Source organism: Campylobacter rectus, assembly GCF_004803795.1.
GTDB lineage: Bacteria > Campylobacterota > Campylobacteria > Campylobacterales > Campylobacteraceae > Campylobacter_A > Campylobacter_A rectus.
On record NZ_CP012543.1, the window covers coordinates 2182670 to 2202476 of the forward strand.

Annotated in this window: 19 protein-coding genes; 11 read left to right on the forward strand and 8 right to left on the reverse strand. The window is 47.4% G+C overall.

Annotated features, from left to right (window positions below):
- Positions 1 to 96: 96 nt before the first annotated feature.
- Entirely contained in the window at positions 97 to 270 is a 174-nt protein-coding gene (locus CRECT_RS10525) for a hypothetical protein (RefSeq protein WP_002943986.1), read from the forward strand.
- Positions 271 to 725: 455 nt separating this feature from the next.
- Here CRECT_RS10525 and serC read toward each other — a convergent pair whose 3' ends face one another.
- Complete coding sequence (gene serC, locus CRECT_RS10530) at positions 726 to 1802, reverse strand: 3-phosphoserine/phosphohydroxythreonine transaminase (RefSeq protein WP_002943762.1); 1077 nt, start codon at positions 1800 to 1802, stop codon at positions 726 to 728.
- Between the two features lie 143 nt (positions 1803 to 1945).
- Between serC and CRECT_RS10535 the strand changes: the two genes are divergently transcribed.
- From CRECT_RS10535 to CRECT_RS10580, 10 genes are all read left to right on the forward strand, one after another.
- The gene (locus CRECT_RS10535; protein ID WP_039887733.1) at positions 1946 to 3364 is read left to right on the forward strand and encodes a CYTH and CHAD domain-containing protein; all 1419 of its coding nucleotides are present in this window, start codon (positions 1946 to 1948) and stop codon (positions 3362 to 3364) included.
- A 9-nt stretch (positions 3365 to 3373) separates the two neighbouring features.
- Positions 3374 to 4090: a bifunctional demethylmenaquinone methyltransferase/2-methoxy-6-polyprenyl-1,4-benzoquinol methylase UbiE gene (gene ubiE / locus CRECT_RS10540; protein WP_002943973.1), complete on the forward strand. Its 717-nt coding sequence runs from the start codon at positions 3374 to 3376 to the stop codon at positions 4088 to 4090.
- Positions 4084 to 5247, forward strand: a complete 1164-nt coding sequence (gene xseA / locus CRECT_RS10545) for an exodeoxyribonuclease VII large subunit (protein WP_002943743.1) — start codon at positions 4084 to 4086, stop codon at positions 5245 to 5247. Before ubiE ends, xseA begins: the two co-directional genes overlap by 7 nt.
- A gap of 423 nt (positions 5248 to 5670) precedes the next feature.
- Positions 5671 to 7221 carry a DUF1266 domain-containing protein gene (locus CRECT_RS10550; RefSeq protein WP_002943780.1) on the forward strand — a complete coding sequence of 517 codons (1551 nt, stop codon included), beginning with the start codon at positions 5671 to 5673 and terminating at the stop codon, positions 7219 to 7221.
- A 106-nt stretch (positions 7222 to 7327) separates the two neighbouring features.
- Positions 7328 to 7993, forward strand: coding sequence for a CsgG/HfaB family protein (locus tag CRECT_RS10555; RefSeq protein WP_002943984.1), 666 nt, complete (start codon positions 7328 to 7330; stop codon positions 7991 to 7993).
- A gap of 9 nt (positions 7994 to 8002) precedes the next feature.
- The gene (locus tag CRECT_RS10560; protein WP_002943821.1) at positions 8003 to 8749 is read left to right on the forward strand and encodes a DUF4810 domain-containing protein; all 747 of its coding nucleotides are present in this window, start codon (positions 8003 to 8005) and stop codon (positions 8747 to 8749) included.
- Positions 8739 to 9419: a DUF799 domain-containing protein gene (locus CRECT_RS10565; RefSeq protein ID WP_002943817.1), complete on the forward strand. Its 681-nt coding sequence runs from the start codon at positions 8739 to 8741 to the stop codon at positions 9417 to 9419. The genes CRECT_RS10560 and CRECT_RS10565 overlap by 11 nt, the downstream gene beginning before the upstream one ends.
- Before the next feature lie 19 nt (positions 9420 to 9438).
- The gene (locus CRECT_RS10570) at positions 9439 to 9897 is read left to right on the forward strand and encodes a DIP1984 family protein (protein WP_002943850.1); all 459 of its coding nucleotides are present in this window, start codon (positions 9439 to 9441) and stop codon (positions 9895 to 9897) included.
- An 870-nt stretch (positions 9898 to 10767) separates the two neighbouring features.
- The gene (locus CRECT_RS10575; protein WP_171992730.1) at positions 10768 to 10938 is read left to right on the forward strand and encodes a hypothetical protein; all 171 of its coding nucleotides are present in this window, start codon (positions 10768 to 10770) and stop codon (positions 10936 to 10938) included.
- A gap of 123 nt (positions 10939 to 11061) precedes the next feature.
- Positions 11062 to 11301, forward strand: coding sequence for a hypothetical protein (locus CRECT_RS10580; protein ID WP_002943684.1), 240 nt, complete (start codon positions 11062 to 11064; stop codon positions 11299 to 11301).
- Positions 11302 to 12024: 723 nt separating this feature from the next.
- On the opposite strand, the gene CRECT_RS10585 is transcribed toward CRECT_RS10580, so the two are convergent.
- The 7 genes from CRECT_RS10585 to hisC all read right to left on the reverse strand — a co-directional run bounded on the left by CRECT_RS10585 (position 12025) and on the right by hisC (position 19807).
- Positions 12025 to 12435 carry a Fur family transcriptional regulator gene (locus CRECT_RS10585; protein ID WP_039887735.1) on the reverse strand — a complete coding sequence of 137 codons (411 nt, stop codon included), beginning with the start codon at positions 12433 to 12435 and terminating at the stop codon, positions 12025 to 12027.
- Positions 12436 to 13103: 668 nt separating this feature from the next.
- Positions 13104 to 13265 carry a hypothetical protein gene (locus CRECT_RS10590; protein WP_227932284.1) on the reverse strand — a complete coding sequence of 54 codons (162 nt, stop codon included), beginning with the start codon at positions 13263 to 13265 and terminating at the stop codon, positions 13104 to 13106.
- Positions 13266 to 13327: 62 nt separating this feature from the next.
- A complete protein-coding gene (dxs, locus tag CRECT_RS10595) occupies positions 13328 to 15169 on the reverse strand; it encodes a 1-deoxy-D-xylulose-5-phosphate synthase (RefSeq protein ID WP_171992775.1) in 1842 nt (613 codons plus the stop codon).
- Between the two features lie 2 nt (positions 15170 to 15171).
- Positions 15172 to 15984: a flagellar assembly protein FliH gene (fliH, locus tag CRECT_RS10600; RefSeq protein ID WP_002943876.1), complete on the reverse strand. Its 813-nt coding sequence runs from the start codon at positions 15982 to 15984 to the stop codon at positions 15172 to 15174.
- Positions 15981 to 17012 carry a flagellar motor switch protein FliG gene (gene fliG / locus CRECT_RS10605; protein ID WP_002943628.1) on the reverse strand — a complete coding sequence of 344 codons (1032 nt, stop codon included), beginning with the start codon at positions 17010 to 17012 and terminating at the stop codon, positions 15981 to 15983. Before fliG ends, fliH begins: the two co-directional genes overlap by 4 nt.
- On the reverse strand, positions 17012 to 18706 hold the full coding sequence (fliF, locus tag CRECT_RS10610; protein ID WP_002943899.1) for a flagellar basal-body MS-ring/collar protein FliF: 1695 nt from the start codon (positions 18704 to 18706) through the stop codon (positions 17012 to 17014). The genes fliG and fliF overlap by 1 nt, the downstream gene beginning before the upstream one ends.
- Positions 18707 to 19807: a histidinol-phosphate transaminase gene (gene hisC, locus CRECT_RS10615; RefSeq protein WP_002943722.1), complete on the reverse strand. Its 1101-nt coding sequence runs from the start codon at positions 19805 to 19807 to the stop codon at positions 18707 to 18709. It abuts the gene before it with no gap.

Sequence of the window (19807 nt, forward strand, 5' to 3'; positions counted from 1 at the left end):
ATATCAAATACACTAAAAGATACCTTATAAAGTCCTTCGTTTTGTTAAAATGCACGCCGATTGACGATTTTTTATAGAGCTGATACGGGGTAAAAAGTGAAATCTGCCGTATCAGCTATCAAGCTCGCTGATAACGCAAAAATAGACCTTTTCCGCATCCTTTGCGAGCGCGACTTTTTCATCGCTCTTTACTTTATCTACGTAAATATACTGCCCGAAAATCTAAAAAAGCTTGGTTTTTATTTGAAAACTCGCGGCACGAAGACGTAAGTATTATGCAAGGCAAACAACAAAAGGCCGATTAATAGCGCAATCATACAAATGCGAAATAAAAGCGTAGCATCGCCAAAAACAATTATAAAAACACCAAACGCGAAAAGAATAATATGCCAACCTGCCAAAAACAGTGCGCCGTAGTCGTTTATGATTATGAGATTTTCGTCGTAGTTTCTCAAATTTTTCCAAATTTTGCTTCACGCGGTCAAATTTAAAAATGCACAATAAAAGGCGGACGCGAGCTAAATTTAGCCCTAAATATTTGCTAAATTTAACTAGGTAAATTTAAAATCGGCTCGCCGTAAAACCAAAGAAATTTAAGCAGCCGCCCTCAAGCCAAAGCCGCTTAAATTTGAGTAAAAAGCAAAATTTAACGCACCGCCGAATTTAGCCTCGGGCTTAAATTTACCCGAAGCAAAGCCAAACTCGCGCGACGCGTCCAGCCAAATTTACCCGTTTTTCCTCGCAAATTCTTTCATAAACTCAGCCAAAGTCCGCACGTTTTCGATACTTACGGCATTGTATATCGAGGCCCTGATACCGCCTACGTGACGGTGTCCTTTTAGTCCCAGCATGCCCGCACTTTCGGACTCGGAGATAAAGGCCGCCTCCAGCTCGCGGTTTGCGATGGTAAAGCTAACGTTCATCAGCGAGCGGCTATCTTTTTGCGCGTGACCTTTGTAAAAGCCGCCAGAACCGTCGATCGCGCCGTAAAGCAGCGCCGCCTTTTGCTCATTGATCCGGTCTACGCCCGCTAGACCGCCCTGTTCTTGCACCCAGCCCAGCGTCAAATTTAGCAGATATATGCCAAACGTCGGCGGCGTGTTGTATAGCGACGCAGCGTTAGCGTGCGTGTCGTAGCGAAGCATCGTCGGAGTGCGCTCCATGCAGGCTCGTTCTAGCAGGTCCTTGCGGATGATGACGACGGTTACGCCGCTTGGGCCGGCATTTTTCTGCGCGCCGCCGTATAGCAGCCCCACGTCCGTGAAATCAATCGGCCGCGAGAAAAAATCGCTCGACGCATCGACTACTAGCGGAGCTTTGGAGCGAGGCAGCTCGCGGTACTGCGTGCCGTAGATGGTGTTGTTCGTGCAGACGTAGCCGTATGCGGCGTCATCACTAAATTTAACCTCAGGGATGCGGTCGTAGGAGGTTTCCTTGCTGCTGGCGACTACTTCGTAGGATACGCCGACATTTGCGGCCTCTTTTATCGCCTTGCTAGTCCATACGCCCGTGTCTGCGTACTGCGCGACGCCTTTGGCGGCTAAATTTAGCGGTATCATCGCAAACTGCAAATGCGCGCCCCCTTGCAAAAATAGCACGTCAAATTCCTCGCCGATGCCGTATAGCTCGCGTGCCTTCGCCATCGCGCCGTAGTGCACCTCTTCGTAAATTTTACTTCGGTGGCTGATTTCCATTATCGAAAAGCCCTTGCCCTGATAGTCCGTGAGCTCGTTTTGCGCGCGCTCAAGCACGCTAAGAGGCAGAGCCGAAGGTCCCGCGCTAAAATTTAGCTTTCTATTCATCCAAACTCCTTTCAAATTTGAGCTGATTTTAGCGTTATTTGCGTTAAAAAATCATTTTGCGTCGCAAGGGCGGCGGCAAAAGGACGCAAATTTTACACTTTAAGCTACCTTTTGATACAATTTTTCATATTAAGGAGCGAAATTTGATAGAGATCGAGCGTAAATTTATCCTGCGTGACGCCGCCGTCATAAGCGAGCTAAAGGCCCGCGACATCGGCACCGAGCAAAAAGAGGTGACGCAAATTTACGTCAAAATCACTCCGCTTGAGGAGATTAGATTTCGCGAGGCTTCGGGCGTTTTTACGATCACGCAAAAATCAGGCATCGGTCTAGCGCGCGAGGAAAATGAGAGCGAAACGGACGCCAAAAGCTTTAAAAAAGCCCTAAAAAACGTAGTCGCCGCTCCGATAAAAAAGACGAGATTTTTATTTCGGCTTGATGGCGCTGCTTGCAACGTCGATATTTTTCACGGCGCTTTAGAGGGGCTTGTGACTTTAGAGGCCGAGTTTGCTAGCGAGCGCGAGGCGGCGGAGTTTAACCCGCCCGAGTTTATCGCCGCGCACATAGCTAGCGAGGTCACGGAGGATGAGCGCTATAAAAATAAAAATTTAGCGCTTTTTGGCTTGCCGCAGGGCAAATTTGACGCACAAAAGAGCATTGAGATTTTACAAAACAGCCCGGAGCTGGAGCTAAATTTACCGAGCTACATCGGCGCGATGGATGCGATGCGGACGGTGTTTTTTCAGATTTTTACGATGCTTGGCAAACGCCTAAACGAATACGCAAGCTCTAGCGATGCCGAGGCGCTACACCAGATCCGCATAAATTTGCGCAAAACCCGCTCTTTGCTCAAACTTTTCACTCTCGTTTTCGACCGAAAAACGGCTTGCTATTTTCTGCTAAATTTTAAAAAACTAGCCGAGCTAACTAATCAAAAGCGCGATATAGACGTATTTTGCGAGTTTTTGCAAAGGCAAAAAGGCTTTGAGGCGATAGCTAGCGAGCTGGAAAATTTAAGCAAAACTCTAGCCCAAAGCGTCCAAGCCGAGCTACAAAGCGACGAAGCGAACGAAATTTTGCGCGACTGGGAGGTATTTTTACGCGAGGGGAGCGACTTTTTTAAAGGCGAGCTAGGAGACGCGCCGATAAAAAAACTCGCCGCAAAATCCATGAGAGCTCAAATTTTACGCCTTAAAAAATCTCTCTCGAATTTGAGCCAAACCACCGAAAACGCACAGTTTCATAAGTGTCGCATCGAGATAAAAAGGCTGAGATACTTAAGCGAGATTTTCGGCAGCGGTTTTGACTTCCCTGCGGCTAGAAAATGCTTTAAAAAGACCAAAATTTTACAAGAAGTTTTCGGCTCGCTGCAAGACGCCGACGTCTGGCTGGGGCTATTTGCATATATAAAAATAGGCGCCCAAGAGAAGCGCCTGGACAAGCTTCAGAGCAAAATTTACAAAAAAATCTACGAGCTACGAAGCGAAATTTTGGACTCAAAGCCTAAAATTTTAAAAAGCCTCACAAAGCTTTCGCACGGCTTAAAAATCTACTATATCTAAAGAGAAAAAATGGAAAAACAAGAAAAAATAGTTCAAATGTTTAACGACATCGCGCCCACCTACGACCTAGCAAACCGCGTGCTGAGCATGGGTGCGGACGTGAGCTGGCGCAAGATCGCCTGCAAAACGGTTCTAAGCAATTTCAAAGACTCAAGCGTAAATATCGTAGACGTCGCATGCGGCACGGGCGATATGATGGGCTTTTGGCAAAAGACGGCTGGCGAGTTTAACGCAAAAATCGAAAATCTAATCGGCATCGATCCCTCAAGCGGCATGCTCGCAGTCGCTAAGCAAAAATTTCCCGAGTTTAAATTTATCGAGGCGCTAGCCACGCAAACGACGCTTGATAGCGGCTCGATGGACGTGCTAAGCATCAGCTACGGCATCAGAAACGTGGTCGAAAGGGGGGCCGCGCTAAGAGAGTTTAACAGGGTGCTAAAAACGGGCGGATACGTCGTAGTGCTAGAATTTACTAAGCGCAAAAAAAGCGGCCTTCTCACTGGCGCTCGCGACTTTTATCTAAGCAAAATTTTGCCTAAAATAGGCGGCTTTATCTCCAAAAATCAAGAAGCCTACGAGTACCTGCCAAGCTCGATCGAGGGCTTTTTAGACGCCAAAAGCTTTGCGGACGAACTAGCTGCCGCGGGCTTTGAGATGCGCCTTTGCAAGGGCTTTTCGATGGATATTTCTACTCTTTTCATCGCGCAAAAGGCGCGTGAGTGCTAAGCGTCAGCGAGCTAAACGAGCAGGCCAAAACGCTGCTTGAGACGACGTTTTCCTACGTCGAAGTGGGGGGCGAGATCTCTCGGCTCGTTAAACACGGCTCCGGACACTGGTACTTCACGCTAAAAGACGAAAAGGCCGCGATCTCGGCGGTCATTTATAAATTTAACGCCGCCAAGCTCAAATTTGACGTCGCAGACGGCATGAAAGTCGCTCTCTACGGCAAAATTTCGCTCTACTCGCCAAGCGGCAGCTATCAGTTTATCGCAACTCTCATACGCCCAAGCGGCGAAGGCGAGCTCGAGCTTGCATTTAAGCAGCTAAAAGCGCGGCTTGAGAGCGAAGGGCTTTTTGATATCTCGCGCAAAAAGCCACTACCTAAATTTCCCCGCAAGATCGCGCTAGTGACGTCAAAAACCTCGGCCGCGCTGCAAGACATGCTGCGTATCGCTTCGCAGCGCTGGGCGCCGGCGGAAATCATAGTTTTTGACTCGCTAACGCAAGGCGAAACCGCGCCCGCCTCGCTCATACGCGCCCTAAAAAGAGCCGATACAAGCGGTGCGGATGCGATCGTGCTGGCACGCGGAGGCGGTAGTAGAGAGGATCTATGGTGCTTTAACGACGAAAATCTAGCCCGCGAGATCTACGCGGCGCGCACGCCCGTGATATCGGCCGTCGGACACGAGATTGATTACGTCATCAGCGATTTTGCGGCAGACTTTCGCGCTCCGACACCAAGCGCGGCGATGGCTGCGCTACTGCCCGATGCAGGCGAGCTAATGCAGAGCATAGACAGGCTAAGCGAGGCGGCGGACGCGGCCTTTATGCGCGTTTGGGAGCGTAAATTTAACGCTCTAGCCATGATGAGAGCGAGATTTTCTCAGGCGAGTTTAGAGCAAAAAATCGCTCGCAAAGAGCAAATTTTGCTAAATTTAAGGCAGGTTTTAGACGCCGCCGCGCAAACTAAGCTGCTCAAATTTGAAAACGCGCTAAAACTAGCTCGCGCCGCATATGCGCAGCAAGAGTCGTTTTTCGCACAGATTTCAAATTTCGTCCGAGTACAAAAGGACGGCAAAACGGTAAATCTAAGCGAGCTAAAACCCGGCGACCGCATCGCGCTAAGCTCGGTAAACGCAAGCAAAGAGGCGGAGATTTTGTAATCGACTCCGCCCGCTTGCGGATTTGCTTTGGATCAAATTAGACTTTCGCGAAACGACGATTTTGATAAATTAGACCTTGTTGCAGCGCCGATTTTAAATTTTACTTGGCGGCGCATTCGGCAAATTCGGCGTTATTTCAAGCTAAATTTTAATTTTAACGCGCGACGTCTCGGGTAAATTTGACACGGGCCAAATTTGAGCTCCAAGTAAAATTCGGCGGCAGAGCGTGACATAATCAATTTTAATTAAATTTCATTTTAGGCGGCTTGCGCGGGCAAATTTGAGCTAAATTTAAGCGCAAAGCACATCAAATTTAACGGCGATTTACGGCTTATAATGCGGTTTGATTTATTTTGCGCTATCGTTATAAATCATAAACTCGGCGCAATAATAGTTATTAAAAATAAATTTAAGGAGTAATGAATGAATAAGGTTTTTAACCCCAACAACATTTTCGCTTTTCCTCTTAAGGCGTATGATTTGCAGAACGTTTTCTTTTGCAAGGAGCTGTTAGAAGAGCGATTTTTTTGTATTTCCGAGGACTACGAGAGTAGTTTTTACAGATCCCCAAACGCACTGCGGGAAGCTTACCAAGTAGTTTTAGAAGAAGATGTTATGAACTATATAAAAAAGCTGGACAAGCATATTTACGAATGCATTTTATTTAACTTTTTATATAAAATAAAAGATGAGCTTGAGACGCTAAGCTTTGATGAGTTTAATAAAATTTTAACCGATGAGGAGATAAAAAAAGAGTTTAAAAATTTCGGCGTATCCTTTGATAAAGACGATTTTAACGAAGATGACTTTGTCGATAAAAAAGCCGAATTTATGCAAATCGCCGAGGATTTTTATAAAAATGAAAATTTACGCAAATTTATCGAATTTTGCGCCGATACGAGCGATATACTCGCTGTTTGCGAAAAACAAAACATAAGAGCTTACGATTACGCATCCATAATAGCATTGGCGATAATCGGCTTTGAGGATTTATATTTGAGGCAAAAAAAATATGAAAAAATCGTAAATTTCTACGGTGAAAAAATTCTTAGCGAATTTAACGGCTGGGACGAATTTATCGCCAGCTTTATGCTTGGAGAGCTATACAAAAACAGTTTTGAGAAAAAAGAGGATGACGAAGACGACTATGAAATAATAAGCAATCTTAGGCTCACTTATAACGCCCTAACGCTTCCTTACGATATATTTCAAATGAGCGGCATCTGGGAGAACAGCGTAGAGAATGCGAAAGAAAAGCTGGTTCCTATTCTAGAAAAGCGCCTAGATAAAAATGAAACCCGCGAGCAAAAAGAGCTTTATGAGAAAAAGAGAAAATATTACGAAGGAGAGTGCGCCAAACTCGGCTTAAATACTCAGGATTTTACGCAAATTCTAAATATTTTTTATGAGGAATTTTACGCTCCGTTTAGAAATTTAGAGACCGATTATCTGTTTAGCGAAACCGAAAAAGACATCGTAACGCCGTTTACTACGCTTAAAGGCGACGATACTTTATATAAAGATTCGTCAAGCGGCATATTATTCGAAGTCTTTTACGCTTGCGTTTCGTATTTTAACGAGACCAAACGCAATAGCCATTATAGCTTATTCGAGGCGGCGAATAAATTTTTAAAACGACACAAACTCGGACTAAAAAGAAACGACCTACCGATAGAGTTGCCGCTTATCATCTTTAAAAACGCCCTAATTACGACAAAAGCCGTTTATCTTCAAAGCGGGTTTTTAAAAGTGAAAAGGATAGCTTGGGCGAACGTTAAATTTTCGGCAAAAGTTTTTACGTTTGAGGATATCGAATATCGCTTTAGTAGCGAAGATGTTTTTGTTCTATCACTAAATTTTTCTGATTTTATAGCCAAGAACTTGAATCTTAGAAAAAAGGTCATAGAAGAGCTTGGGTATGAAGTAAAGGCGCTTGAACTAGCTTTTAACAATCTAAAAAAGCGTTTTAGCTAACGCAAAGATTAGCCATGCAAAGATTTTACGGACGGGCGATTGCAGTATCTATTTTTAAGCATAAAACAGCTAAGATAATAATGCAAATCAAATTTAAAGGAGAGATATGAAAAACCTCAAATTTTTACTAGCCGCATGCGCCGCGATGCTGATAACGGGCTGCGCGACAGAGCGATCTCGCGTGGTCGAAACGCCAAAAGTTCAAACCCTAAACACAGCCTATCAAGGACAAAAGATCGCCGTCTCGATCGGCCGCTTTAGCAACCAGTCATCATACCAAAACGGCGTATTTTCAGACGGCGAGGACAGACTAGGCAACCAAGCCCAAACCATCCTCATCTCAAATTTACAGCAAAGCGGGCGCTTTTCGGTGCTTGACCGCAGCAACATGCGCGCCATCAAAGAAGAAAGCGCGCTAAACAAAGAGGCGCAAAACATCAAGGGCGCAAGATACGTCATCACGGGCGACGTGACGGAGTTTGGCCGCAAAACTACGGGCGACCATCAACTTTTCGGGATACTTGGCAAAGGCAAAACCCAAACCGCCTACGCAAAGGTAAATCTTAACGTCGTGGACGTGAAAAACTCCGAGGTGATCTACTCCACTCAGGGCGCCGGCGAGTATGAGCTCTCAAACCGCGAAGTACTGGGCTTTGGCGGAAGCGCTGGGTATGATTCGACGCTAAACGGCAAGGTGCTAAGCCTAGCCATCATCGAGGCCGTAAATAACCTAACGCGCGGGCTTGAAAGCGGCGCTTTTAACGCGAAATAAGGATAAATTTTGCGCTTTAAAACTCTAGCAAATTTCGCGCTCGCCTCCGCCGCTGCCCTGCTACTCTCGGGCTGCGCGGACGACTCTCCTAGGCAGCTATACTACTGGGACGGCGCCTACACGGGCTCGGTCTACGAGTATCTAACCGAAGAAGGCGACGCGGGCGCACAGATCGCAGCGCTCGAGGAAAGCCTGCAAAAAGCCTATCAAAGAGCCGCCAAAGTCCCTCCCGGACTGCACGCGCATCTGGGCCTGCTCTATCTTTCGCAAGGAAACGGGGCTAAATTTAAAGCCTACGTCGAAAAAGAAGCCGAGCTCTATCCCGAGTCGCGCGACTACGCGATGTTTTTGCTAAATCAAAACGGCAAAACGGCGGGCGCGGTAGGCAAATCTGCGGCAAATTTGAGCGATAAAGACGCAAATTTAGGCACATGGTCGCAGGAAAAAGTCGGCGCAGGCGCGGCAAATTTAAACAACCAAGCCAAAGGCATCGACGACGGGCGAAACGGCGGCAAATTTGACACTAAAAGCTCAAATTTAGACGACAGCTCAAAAAGCGACCTAAAATCTGAAGCCGACGGGTCAAATTTAAGCTCGAATGCCAAAGGCCAAAATTCAAGCGAGCAAAATTTAAAAGAAAAACAAACAAAGCCCGCCGAATTTAGCTCAAACACGAGCGCAATAAGCTCCGAACAAAGAAGTAAAAACGCCGCCAAAACGAGCAAGACCGCAAAAGGAAGCCAAAATGAAAAATAAAATAAAATCGGCGCTTCTTGGCGCGTTTGCGGTGCTGTTTTTGGGCGCGTGCGCAGGCTCGCAGCCGCAGATATACGACTACTCGGCGTTTTTGCAGACCAAGCCTCGCTCGATCGTCGTTATGATGCCCACCAGCGACGCAGCCGAGATAAAGGCCTCCGCGGCAGTGCTGGCAAACGCACTCTATCCGCTTAGCGAGGCTGGATATTACGTATTTTCGCCCGCACTCGTAAATGAGACCTTTAAAAACAACGGTATCTACGATGCAGCAGAGATCGCGCAGGTTTCCGCGTATAAGCTAAAGCGGATATTCGGCGCCGACGCAGCGCTCTACCTCAACGTCGCGGACTACGGCACCTCGTATATGCTGCTTAGCAGCGTCACGCGCGTGAGCGTAGCAGCGACTCTGGTCGATCTAAACACGAGCGCCGTGCTCTGGCAAAAAAGCGCGGCGGCGGCAAACGACTCCGGCGGCGGCAGGGGCAACCTCATCGGCATGCTAGTCTCCGCGCTCGTTAAACAAATCGCCGACTCGGTCTCGGACGCGAGCTTTGACCTCTCGGCGCACGCGGACGCGATTTTGTTTAGCACAGATTGCAAAGACTGCTTGCTCTACGGCCCGTATTCGCCGCGATACGGCCAGGATAGACAGCTTGGCGGCGGTAAATAAATTTTAAAAAAGGACGAAAATGAAACTAGCCGAGGCGCTGATACTGCGCGCCGACATACAAAAACGCATCGAGCAGCTAAGATCAAGGCTCACGGACAACGCGAAGGTGCAAGAAGGCGAGAAGCCCGGCGAGGAGCCAAAGACGCTACTAGCCGAGCTGGACGCGCTAAGCAGAGAGCTTGAACAGCTAATCGTTCGGATAAATTTAACCAACTGCACCGCAAAAGCGGACGGCAAGAGCCTCATCGAGCTCATCGCCAAGCGCGACATACTCATGCTAAAAGCGAACATGCTACGGGCATTTGCGCAAGCTGCCGCGCAAAAAGTTAATTTATATTCGCATAGCGAGATTAAAATTTTAAGCACGGTCGATGTCGCGGCGCTGCAAAAGCAAATAGACGAGATAGCTAGGCAAATCAGGCAGCTAGACACGACGCTGCAAGGCGCAAACTGGCAAATCGATCTGATCGAAAGCTAAAAATTTAGCGACGAAATTTAGAAAAATTTCGGGTAAGTATCGCAAGAGGCGAGTACAACTCTGTGAGAACATATCTATCAGAGCGCTCGCGGAAACGGGCGCGCCCTTTTTTACGATTTATTTTCAGTAAATTTACAAGGGCAATGTAACTATGCAATGTAACTACCGCGTACTGATCTGGCGATACCGAGGGCGGGAACGGGGAAATTTGACTACAAATAGCGCCCGGCGTGCGACGTTAAGATAAATTTAAACGGCGCAGTCCGGGCTTTTCGGCGGGATTATGAGAGCCGCTCACGAGCCGGGCGGCGCGATCGTATAGACCAAATCTCGCAATATCTAAAATCACAATCGGATAAGTTTGCGCGTCGCAGTGCACACGGATAGAAAATATCAAGCTCCTACGCGGTGGTCTTGACACCCATCGTTTCGAAGCACGACATCTCGCGTAATTTTTAAAAACGCGAGGCGGATGAAATCCAAAATTTTAAGTAAAACATATAAAAATTTAGGCTCAAGATAAGTTAAGCGGATTTTTAGCTGCGACTTGCGTTGCTACTTACAAGACCTCTTATCAATTTTAGCACAATATGATAGAGCTCTTTTATACAAACATCACTTCGTGAGCGTTTCGCTTGTTTTGCATCTTTGCTGTTATTGCATCTAAACTCTACTTCACTACACTCGTAGCTGCGTCTTGAAAAGCTACGAACGCAGTGAAGTAGAACAGAACACATTCTCTTTAAGATGAAGTAAGAAATTCTCTTTGCTTAGCTTTTCTGCGGTCACTACCGCAAGGATATACGCGCGCTAAAGAAGCTCGGGGGGGGGCTTAGTATGCGCGCTGTAACCGAACGATACGGGCGTATTTTGATTAAATTTTGGCGCGGCAATCTCTATCCGCAGGGGCGTCTGCGTGAGAGACTGCAACGAGCGCGAGCGCAGCACGGATATCGTTTCGCGGACGATGAGAAAAACCGCGACGAGGAGCTGGGGCATTGGTTTTACGGCGAGGATCGCGAGCTTGACACCCAGATATAGCGGTTTGAGACAGCTCGGAGGGCTTGGTATGCGCGCTGTAGCCGGACGATGCGGGCGAGGACGAGTTTTCGCATGGGCTCGGTCTGCGACGGCCTGCGTTTTGGCTCGCAGCGGGCTTGATTTTTGCGGCTAATTGCGATCAAATACGATGAAATCTGCCGAAACGAGGATTTTAGCATGCCGCCAAACGGCGACGAGGATGATTTTTCGCGCATCCAAACGCGAAATTTCAGCAGCGAGCAAGGGGTATCTAACGACGACCCAGAAAACTGCGTCCCGACTCGTAACGCCCGTCTGCCTCGACGACGAGGACCCAGCAAAGAGTTTTTGATTCGGACAAATCGCGCGCAGAGTGAAAATTAACGTAAATTCGGCATAAATTCGGTTGTTGCCGAGCACGGCGAAATGTCATAGGCTTTTGACGCTGTAACCGAAGTGCTCGTGGATATAAATTTGAGATTTCGGTGAAATCTCGCTCGTCAGATCAAAACGGCGGCAAAATTTATAAATTTGAGCCTAAATTTAACCGCGCCGCGAAAACCGTAAATAAAAATAGGCCGATTTTGATAAAACGGCCACCGATCTCTTTGCCCTCACTAAAAAGCGAATTTTACGCGCAACCCGTATCTTAAACGTAAAATTTATAAATTTTACCGCCGCGACGAATTTAGCTCTCGGTCTGCAAATTTAACACGGCTTATCGACTTTTTCGCTCCAGGGTCGCTTTCGATGAGTTTAAATTTACTGTCAAATTTAGCTTCGGCACCGATGCAAACCGAAACAAACCCAAAAATTTCTAAATAAATTTAAAAGAAAGATTGCCGATAAAGCAAAAGACGAATTTTACAAATTTACCGTATTTTGCTCCGTCGGCGAATCCAAAAAGCGCTAAATTAAAGTCACGAGCAAGCGCGGCTCACAAAAAATTCGAGCTCGTCGATCGCAAAAGGTAGGCAAGCCAAAAATTATCCGTTTTCGCTGGCGGCGATCGCTTTAAAACCGAGCAACGCACAAAAACGGATAAAAATAAACCGTCGCAAAAATAAGATAGGTGAATTAATCAAGCATAAAGATGAGAAAAACCGTCTAGTGACGGCAGTTTTTGCAGTTTTTTACGGTCACTAGCACGTTCATCTTTTCGATGAGATTGCCTAGCTTTCTCTCCAGATTTTCCTTGTACTCGCTTAGCGCCTCGCAAAAATCATAGTCCTCCACGCGCCCGCAACTCTCGCATACGACGTGGATATGCGGGCGGCTAAATATGTCGTAGCGCACTTTTTGGTTGGGCATATTGACCTCGACGACAAGCCCTTCGTCCTTTAGCATATTTAGATTTTTATAGACCGTTGCGAGCGATACCGACGGATTTTCGGCGCAGATCTCGTCGTAGAGCTCGTCGATCGTCGGGTGCGTGTGGCTGTCGAGGATCTTTAGCACGCTGAGGCGTTGCGGGGTGGCTTTGAGGCCGCGATTTTTGAGAAGTTCCATATAGTTCATCGTTTTTCCTGATATTTTTCGCTAAATATACAAAAATTTTATTTAAAACTTCTTTATAGTTGATAATATAAATTATTATTTACTAAAATTTGTGTCATTTGTAGTCAAATTTATGCTTTTTGCGAGTTTAAGCGCTATACCTAAGGTAAAATTTAGACGTTTGGGCTCAAATTTACCCTGCCGAATTTAGTGTTTTGGGGCTTAAATTTGCAAGGCGATTTAAATTTGACGGTTTGCTCGCCGAATTTAAATAAAAAGCCGACTTTTAATGCGGCGTAAATTTTGCTATCGATCGTTGCAGTCGACCGCCGCTTATCATCGCTGCCGTAAAATTTATTTTCGTCGGTTGCGGCGATACCGCAGCGTTTTAGATACGGCTACGTTTTTGAAGCAAAGGTGTAAAAATAATTCGCATTTTTGAGTTTTCGCTAATTGCGATTTTAAATTTAAACAAGCTTCTATGCCTTGCCGCACGACTAAATTTACGAGCGAAGATTTACTTAAATTTTACCTTTTCGATAAAATCCGCATCCAATCAAGCATTGGCGCCAAATTTAAGCATTTTATAAACGGCAAAAACGAAAGTCTGTAATGTTTTTTAGCGATTTTAATCCTAGCCCGCAACGAGCAAAACAAACCTTAGCCCAAAAGCCTATCGCGGCCCAAATTTAACCTAAAATTCGCTCGCAAGCCAGCCCGTAAAAAAGATAAACGAAGATAAAAATAAATAAAACCGGCTTAACTCGCACAAATTTGCCTGTGCCGTTTAAGGCGCGGTAAATCAAAGTAAGAGCGGCGAGACCGAGTATAAAAAGGTTTGTTTCGCTCAAATTTTTCGCCTTTTCCGCCCGAATATGCTCGCTTAAACGCACAAAAACGCTTCAGCTCAAATTTAATCCGAAGACTTGGCTAAAATTTTATCGCAAATGCTCGCCGCATCGATACCAAGAGCCTTTTCGACATCCGCCGTAGCGCCGTGCGGGATAAAGGCGTCGTCAAACTCAAAGCTAACGATGCGCACGTCAAAAATGCGCCGCTCCTGTAAAAACGCAGCCAAAATCTCGCCTACGCCGCCCTTTTTTGCGGTATCGGAAAAGACGTACCAAATTTTATGCCTGCGGGCGATCTCTTGCAAAAGTTCGCTATCAAGCGGCTTAACAAATACTAGATCAATAAGGCTTGGGTCAAATTTACCGTCCGTTTTTTCCAGTAAAATTTTGCGCGCGGCATTTGCCTTGCCAACGGCGTTGCCGTAAGCGATAAAGGCCGCTTCGCCGCCGCCCTCGACCAAAATCTCGCCCTTGCCGAGCTTTAGCTCTCTCGCCTCAAATTCGCCCTGCGCCAGCGCAAAAGCTCCGCGCGGATAGCGAAAAGCGCAAGGCCCCTCGTGAGCGTAAGCATAGCGCATCGCGAGCCTAAAACTATCGGCGCAACGAGGCGCGAAAATCGTCAGATTCGGGATCAAATTTAGATAGCTCACGTCAAAAGCGCCCTGATGCGTCTCGCCGTCCTCGCCGACGATACCCGCGCGGTCCATCGCAAAGACGACGTTTAGATTCATGATCGCACAGTCGTGCACGACCTGGTCAAACGCCCGCTGCAAAAAGGTCGAATAAATCGCGATAAAGGGCTTAAAGCCTTCCTTCGCCATCGCGGCCATCGAGGCGACGGCGTGCTGCTCGGCGATCGCGACGTCCCAAAACCTATCGGGAAATCTCTCCATCAGAGCGTCTATACCCGTGCCCGTAGGCATCGCGGCGGTGACCCCGACGATATTTTCGTGTTCGCTCGCTAGCTCAAGCAAATTTTCCGCAAAAAGCGCAGTGGCCGATTTGGCGGCCGATTTTTTGATAGCCTCGCCGCTTTGCAGATCAAACGGGCTCACGCCGTGCCAGCTGGCTAGATGCCCCTCGGCCTTTTCATAACCCTTGCCCTTTAACGTCTGCGCGTGCACGACGACGGGCTTTTTCATACCTTTTGCGACGCTAAAAGCCTCAATGAGCGCCTTCACGTCGTGGCCGTTTACGGGGCCGATATACTCAAGCCCAAGCTCCTCGAAAAACATCCCGGGCGTAATCAGCCTAATGCCCTCCTCCATCCTGCGCGCCATATATGCGGCGCCGTCGGGCATATAGCTCAAAAATCGCTCGACGCGGCTTTTAAACTTCTGATACAGCGGCCCCGCCATCATCTGCGAGAGGTAGTTGCTAAAGGCGCCGATGGGCTTGCTGATACTCATTTCGTTGTCGTTTAGGATGACGACGCAAGGGTTTTTGATATCGCCCAGCTCGTTTAGCGCCTCGTATGCGATACCCGCGCTCATCGAGCCGTCGCCGATAAATGCCACAGGGATGCGATCCTCACCCTTTAGCTTGATCGCCTTTGACGCGCCCACTGCTAGCGAGATCGAGGTGGAGCTGTGTCCGGCGATAAAGTAGTCGTATTTGCTCTCGGAGGGCTTGGTGTAGCCGCTGATACCGCCGAATTTTCTAAGCGTGTCAAATTTATCCCAACGTCCGGTGATTAGCTTGTGCGCGTAGCTTTGGTGGCTAACGTCAAATATAAACGGATCTTTTGCGGCGTCGAAAACATAGTGCATCGCGACGATAAGCTCGACTGCGCCGATGTTTGAGCTCAGATGCCCGCCGTTTGCGCTGACGGTTTGTAAAATTTTATCCCGCAGCTTCCCGCAAAGCGCCTCGAGCTCTTCTGCGTTCATCGATTTTACGTCTATCATTACCTTATTATCTTTTTGATTTTTTCTAGTCTGGCTTCGATCGTGCCCTCGAGGTTGCCCGCGTCGCTTAGCACTATCGCTCCGCCCGCGCTGATGGCTTCGTCGGCGGAGATTTTGACGTTTTGCCCGGAGAAATTTTCTTTGATAAACTCATAATCCTTCGGATTTACTTTTATCTGCACCTCTTTAGCGTCTTTTATCTCGCTAAAAAGCTCCTTGCAAATAGCCGCAGCGATGTTTGCCGAATTTAGCGAAATCTCCTTTTTCACGACCTCTTTTGCGATCTCGACTGCGGTGGCGGGTAGCTGCGCTTCGCTAGACGCGATGAGGTTTTCAAATTTAGCCGCTTGCTCCTCTAGCTTATTTATCGAGCCGAGATATCTGCTCTCAAGCGCCCTTAGCTCCTCGTCAAATTTAGCCGCCGCCTCATCTGCGCCCTGCTTTATGCCGTCCTCTTTGGCGCGCCGGGTTTCGCTCTCTAGGCGTTTGGCGAATTCGTTTTCTTGATTTTCGATTTGCATTTGCAGCTTTATCATACTGCCGCTCATCTCGTCGGTACGCTTTAGCAGCTCTTCGATGAAGCTTGATTCGGACTTCAAATGCGCGCCTTGCTCTTTTTCTTCGCTTAAATTTGAGCTATCTTGCTCGCCGTTTAAGACGCGCTCTTGGTGATGCTCCGGCACGCGGCGAGGCTCGCTCTCTTGTGAAACGTGCGTCTCTTCGCTTCTTTTTTCCTGACCTAAAATTTTAAACCGATAGTTTTCTACGAAGTGCTCTTTTGAGCGCTCGTTTGTTATTACGCTGCTTTTCATTCTATCATCTCATCGGCTTCGCCTATTTGGAATGCCCCGCCCTCGGCTAGGGCTTGGACCTGCTCTACTATGCGGCGCTGCGCCTCTTCGACGTCTTTTACGCGCACCGCGCCCAAAAACTGCATCTCCTCTTTAAACGCTTCGCTGGCGCGCTGAGACATACTGGAGAGGAATTTCTCCTTGAGCGCGTCGCCGCTGCCTTTTAGCGCGACCATGAGGTCTTTTTTATCGACGTTTTTAAGTATCTCGCGGATGGCAGCTTGGTTAAGGGTGTTGATATCCTCAAATGTAAACATAAGCTCTTTGATCGTCGTAGCGAGCTTGTCATCGACGTCTTCGATGTATTCGATCGTGGCTTTTGACGCTTTTTGACCGAGGCGATTTAGCACCTCCGCCACGGCTCTTGGTCCGCCGACTTCGACCTTGTAGGACGTGAGGCTCTCTAGCTTGCCCTCGAGTACCGTTGAAACGCGCTTGATGATAGAGGGGCTGATGTCGCCTAAATTTGCCATCCTCACGACGACCTCGCTTCTAAGTTCGTCGTTAAAATACGAAAGCGTCTCAGCTGCGCTGGTCGAGTCCATATGCGCCAAAATAAGCGCGATAGTCTGAGGGTGCTCGGTCATAATAAAATCCGCAAGCTGCTGAGGCTTGACCTTGGTAAGATATCCGAAACTCTTTGAGCTCTCCATACTTTTTGCGAGTTTATCGAGGATCTTTTGCGCGGTTTCCGGACCGAAGGTGCGATATAAAATTTCTTTCGCGTATTCTAAACCGCCGCTTCTCATATATTGGTTTGACTGCATGAGAGCGTAAAATTCTTCCAAAATAGCGGCCGCTACGCTTTTATCCATACTCTTTGCGGTGGCTATATAGCGCGAAATTTCGGTTATGACGTCCACTTCCATATGCGAAAAAAGCAGAGTCGTGACATCTTCGCCCAGCTGGATAAGCAAAATAGCGACCTTTTCGGGCATCGAAAGGTCGTCATACATCATCTTTTGCTGTTCGTTTAGCTTTGTTGCCATTAAAAGTCCTTACGGTTGCTAAAATCCGAATCGTTTTTGACCAAGTCCTGAAGCAGCACGGCGATCTCGTCGCTACGCTCTTGTGCGATTAGCTTCATCTTTTCCAGCAATACGTCGTAGCGCAGATCGTCTTCGTTAAAGTTATCGCCGATACCCAGCTGTTCCTCAACCTTTTTCCTGGCGGCTTGGAATTTCTCCAGCGTATCTTCGCTATCGCCCAGCTGGTCGTCGCTATCCGGGAGTTCAGGCTCTTCTTCTTTGATATCTTCAAGCATCTTGGCCATAAACGGCACGATGACTTTTTTGTAGAAGATATAGAGTAAAACCGCGGCAAAAAGGTATTTTAGGATCGGTAAAAACGGCACTACGTAAAGCTCGAAAAACGAATTTACCTTGCTGGCAGGAGTTTGTCCGTCTTGACGCTGGAACTCAAAGTTGCTCACCGTGATCTCATCGCCTCTGTTTTGATCAAAGCAGATGGCTTGACGAATGAGCGCGTCTATACGCGCGAGTTGATTTTCATCAAGCGGTACGTAGGCGATCTCTTTGGTCGGATTTCCGTTCTCGTCCTTTTTATTTTCGTATTTTCCGTCCACGACGACCGCGGCGCTTAGGCGTTTTATCTTGGCAAACTGATCCTTGACGCGCTCGACTTTTTTTGATATCTCGTAGTTTGTCGTAGACGAGCTTTTCGAGTAGAGCTCTTTCATTTTATTATCTTGCAGGCCTTCGACCGGACCGATATTACTCACGGCTCCCGGCACTCCTTGCACTTCGGCTTCTTTGCTGCCTTGGCGCTTTTCTTCGATATTTTGCTCGCTTCTAGCCACGGAGTTTGGATCAAAACTCTCGCTTTGGCTATCTTTTCTGGCAAAGTCGAAATCTATGGTGACCTTTGCCACGACCTTATCCGCTCCGCCCACGATAGGCGATAGGACGTTTATGATCTTTTCTTCGAGATTGTGCTCGGCGTCGCGTTTATAGCGGATCTGTTGAGTGATCTGATCGCTATCGTATTCGCCGTCCTCCTCGCCAAGCGGCACTCCGTCCTGGCTTACGATTTTTACTTGCTCGGGTTTTAAATTTGCCACCGCGGCGGCGACTAAATTTTTAATGCCCGCGATTTGTTTTAAATTTAAGCTCTGTCCGTCTTTTAAATTAAGCACGATAGACGCACTTGGCGGCGTAGCTCGCTCGGTAAAAAGCGTTTCTTTGGGTATCGCGATGCGCACGATGGCTTTATTTATCGGCGCTAGACTTTCGATCGTGCGGGCTAGCTCGCCCTCGAGCGCACGCTGAAATTTGACCTTTTGCTCGGCGTCTGTAGCGCCGAATTCTTGCTTATCGAAAATCTCAAATCCGACCTTGCCGTCCTTTAAAATACCAAGCGACGCGATCGAAATCCTCTCGCGGTAAACGTCCGAGTTTGGCACTAAAATCGTGCCCTCGTTTAAAATTTTATATTTTACTTTATCTTTTTCAAGTTGCTGGATTATCAGCGCAGAGTCCGCGGCGGAGGTGTTTTCAAAAAGGACGCTATATCCGTCGTAGCCTTCGTTTGAGCTTTTATAAATGCTCAAAAATACCAAAAACCCGACCACGAGCACGATCGAGCCCGCGGCGACTAGACGCTGCCTTAGCGAGAGGTTGTGATAGACCTGGCCGATTTGCTGAACTGCGGTTTTAAAATCCATTTATTTTAAATTTTCCTCGATTTGTTTTAAAACTACGTCGTTTTGACTAGGCAAACCGATCGTTATACGGATCGCGTTTAGTCCGTAGCCTTTTAGATCACGTAAAATTATACCTTTTTTTAACAGATTTTGAGCAATCTCGCTTGCATTTTGACGCTCAAATTCAAAAACGATAAAATTCGTAAAGCTAGGCAGGCGCTTTATATCGTGAAGATCGGCGAATTTTTCGTATTTTTTCATCTCTTTAAAATTCGTCTCAAGCGTCATTTTTACGAATTCTTCGTCTTTTAGCGCTTCTATGGCCGCTTTTAAGCTAAGCGTCGTTATATTAAACGGCGCCCTTAGTTTTCCCAGCTCATTCATCACGCTTTCTTCACCGATGCCGTATCCCACGCGCATACCGCCGAGGCCGTAAGCCTTAGAAAACGTGCCTAGATATATCGCGTTTGGAAATTTAGCTATGAGTCCCTTCGGCTTTATCTCTTTTTTCGCGTCTTTAAATTTAGCAAACTCCTGATACGCTCCGTCGATAACCACGAGCGTATCGGCGTCAATCTGCTCTAAAAATTTATAAATTTCCTCGGCATCCAGGCAGCCTCCGAGGGGGTTATTTGGCACGCACAAAAATATCACGCCGATCTCGTCCTTATTTGCCTTGTAAATTTGCAAAAACTCGCCCAGATCATGCTCTTTGCTCTCGGTTTTAAAGACCTTCGCGCCCGCGGCTTTAGCGTAAATTTCATACATAGCAAATGTTATGCCCGCAGTCAAAATGCCCTTGTTCGCGTTTGCTTTTGCATGCACGGCAAATTCTATTATCTGATCGCTTCCCGAGCCTATTACGATAGATTTTTCGCTGACGCCGAATTTACTCGCTAGCGCGGCCTTTAGCTCGAAGTAGCTGTCGTCCGGGTAGAGGTGCATTTTATTTACTATCTCGCCGACTGCTTTTACTACTGCAGGACTCGTGCCGTATGGGTTTTCGTTGCTGGCTAGCTTGATGACGTCTTTAGCGTCGATGCCGTATTCGCGCACGACTAGCTCGATAGGCTTGCCCGCCTCGTAGCTCACTAAATTCGCCAAATTTTCGTTAAATTTCAT

Bases quoted from the DNA above. Each gene is read 5' to 3' on its own strand.
- CRECT_RS10550 (WP_002943780.1), top strand. From the start codon at position 5,671: ATGAATAAGGTTTTTAACCCCAACAACATTTTCGCTTTTCCTCTTAAG.
- ubiE (WP_002943973.1), top strand. From the start codon at position 3,374: ATGGAAAAACAAGAAAAAATAGTTCAAATGTTTAACGACATCGCGCCC.
- fliF (WP_002943899.1), bottom strand. From the start codon at position 18,706: ATGGATTTTAAAACCGCAGTTCAGCAAATCGGCCAGGTCTATCACAAC.
- CRECT_RS10585 (WP_039887735.1), bottom strand. From the start codon at position 12,435: ATGAACTATATGGAACTTCTCAAAAATCGCGGCCTCAAAGCCACCCCG.
- CRECT_RS10565 (WP_002943817.1), top strand. From the start codon at position 8,739: ATGAAAAATAAAATAAAATCGGCGCTTCTTGGCGCGTTTGCGGTGCTG.
- hisC (WP_002943722.1), bottom strand. From the start codon at position 19,807: ATGAAATTTAACGAAAATTTGGCGAATTTAGTGAGCTACGAGGCGGGC.
- CRECT_RS10555 (WP_002943984.1), top strand. From the start codon at position 7,328: ATGAAAAACCTCAAATTTTTACTAGCCGCATGCGCCGCGATGCTGATA.
- fliH (WP_002943876.1), bottom strand. From the start codon at position 15,984: ATGAAAAGCAGCGTAATAACAAACGAGCGCTCAAAAGAGCACTTCGTA.
- serC (WP_002943762.1), bottom strand. From the start codon at position 1,802: ATGAATAGAAAGCTAAATTTTAGCGCGGGACCTTCGGCTCTGCCTCTT.
- CRECT_RS10570 (WP_002943850.1), top strand. From the start codon at position 9,439: ATGAAACTAGCCGAGGCGCTGATACTGCGCGCCGACATACAAAAACGC.
- fliG (WP_002943628.1), bottom strand. From the start codon at position 17,012: ATGGCAACAAAGCTAAACGAACAGCAAAAGATGATGTATGACGACCTT.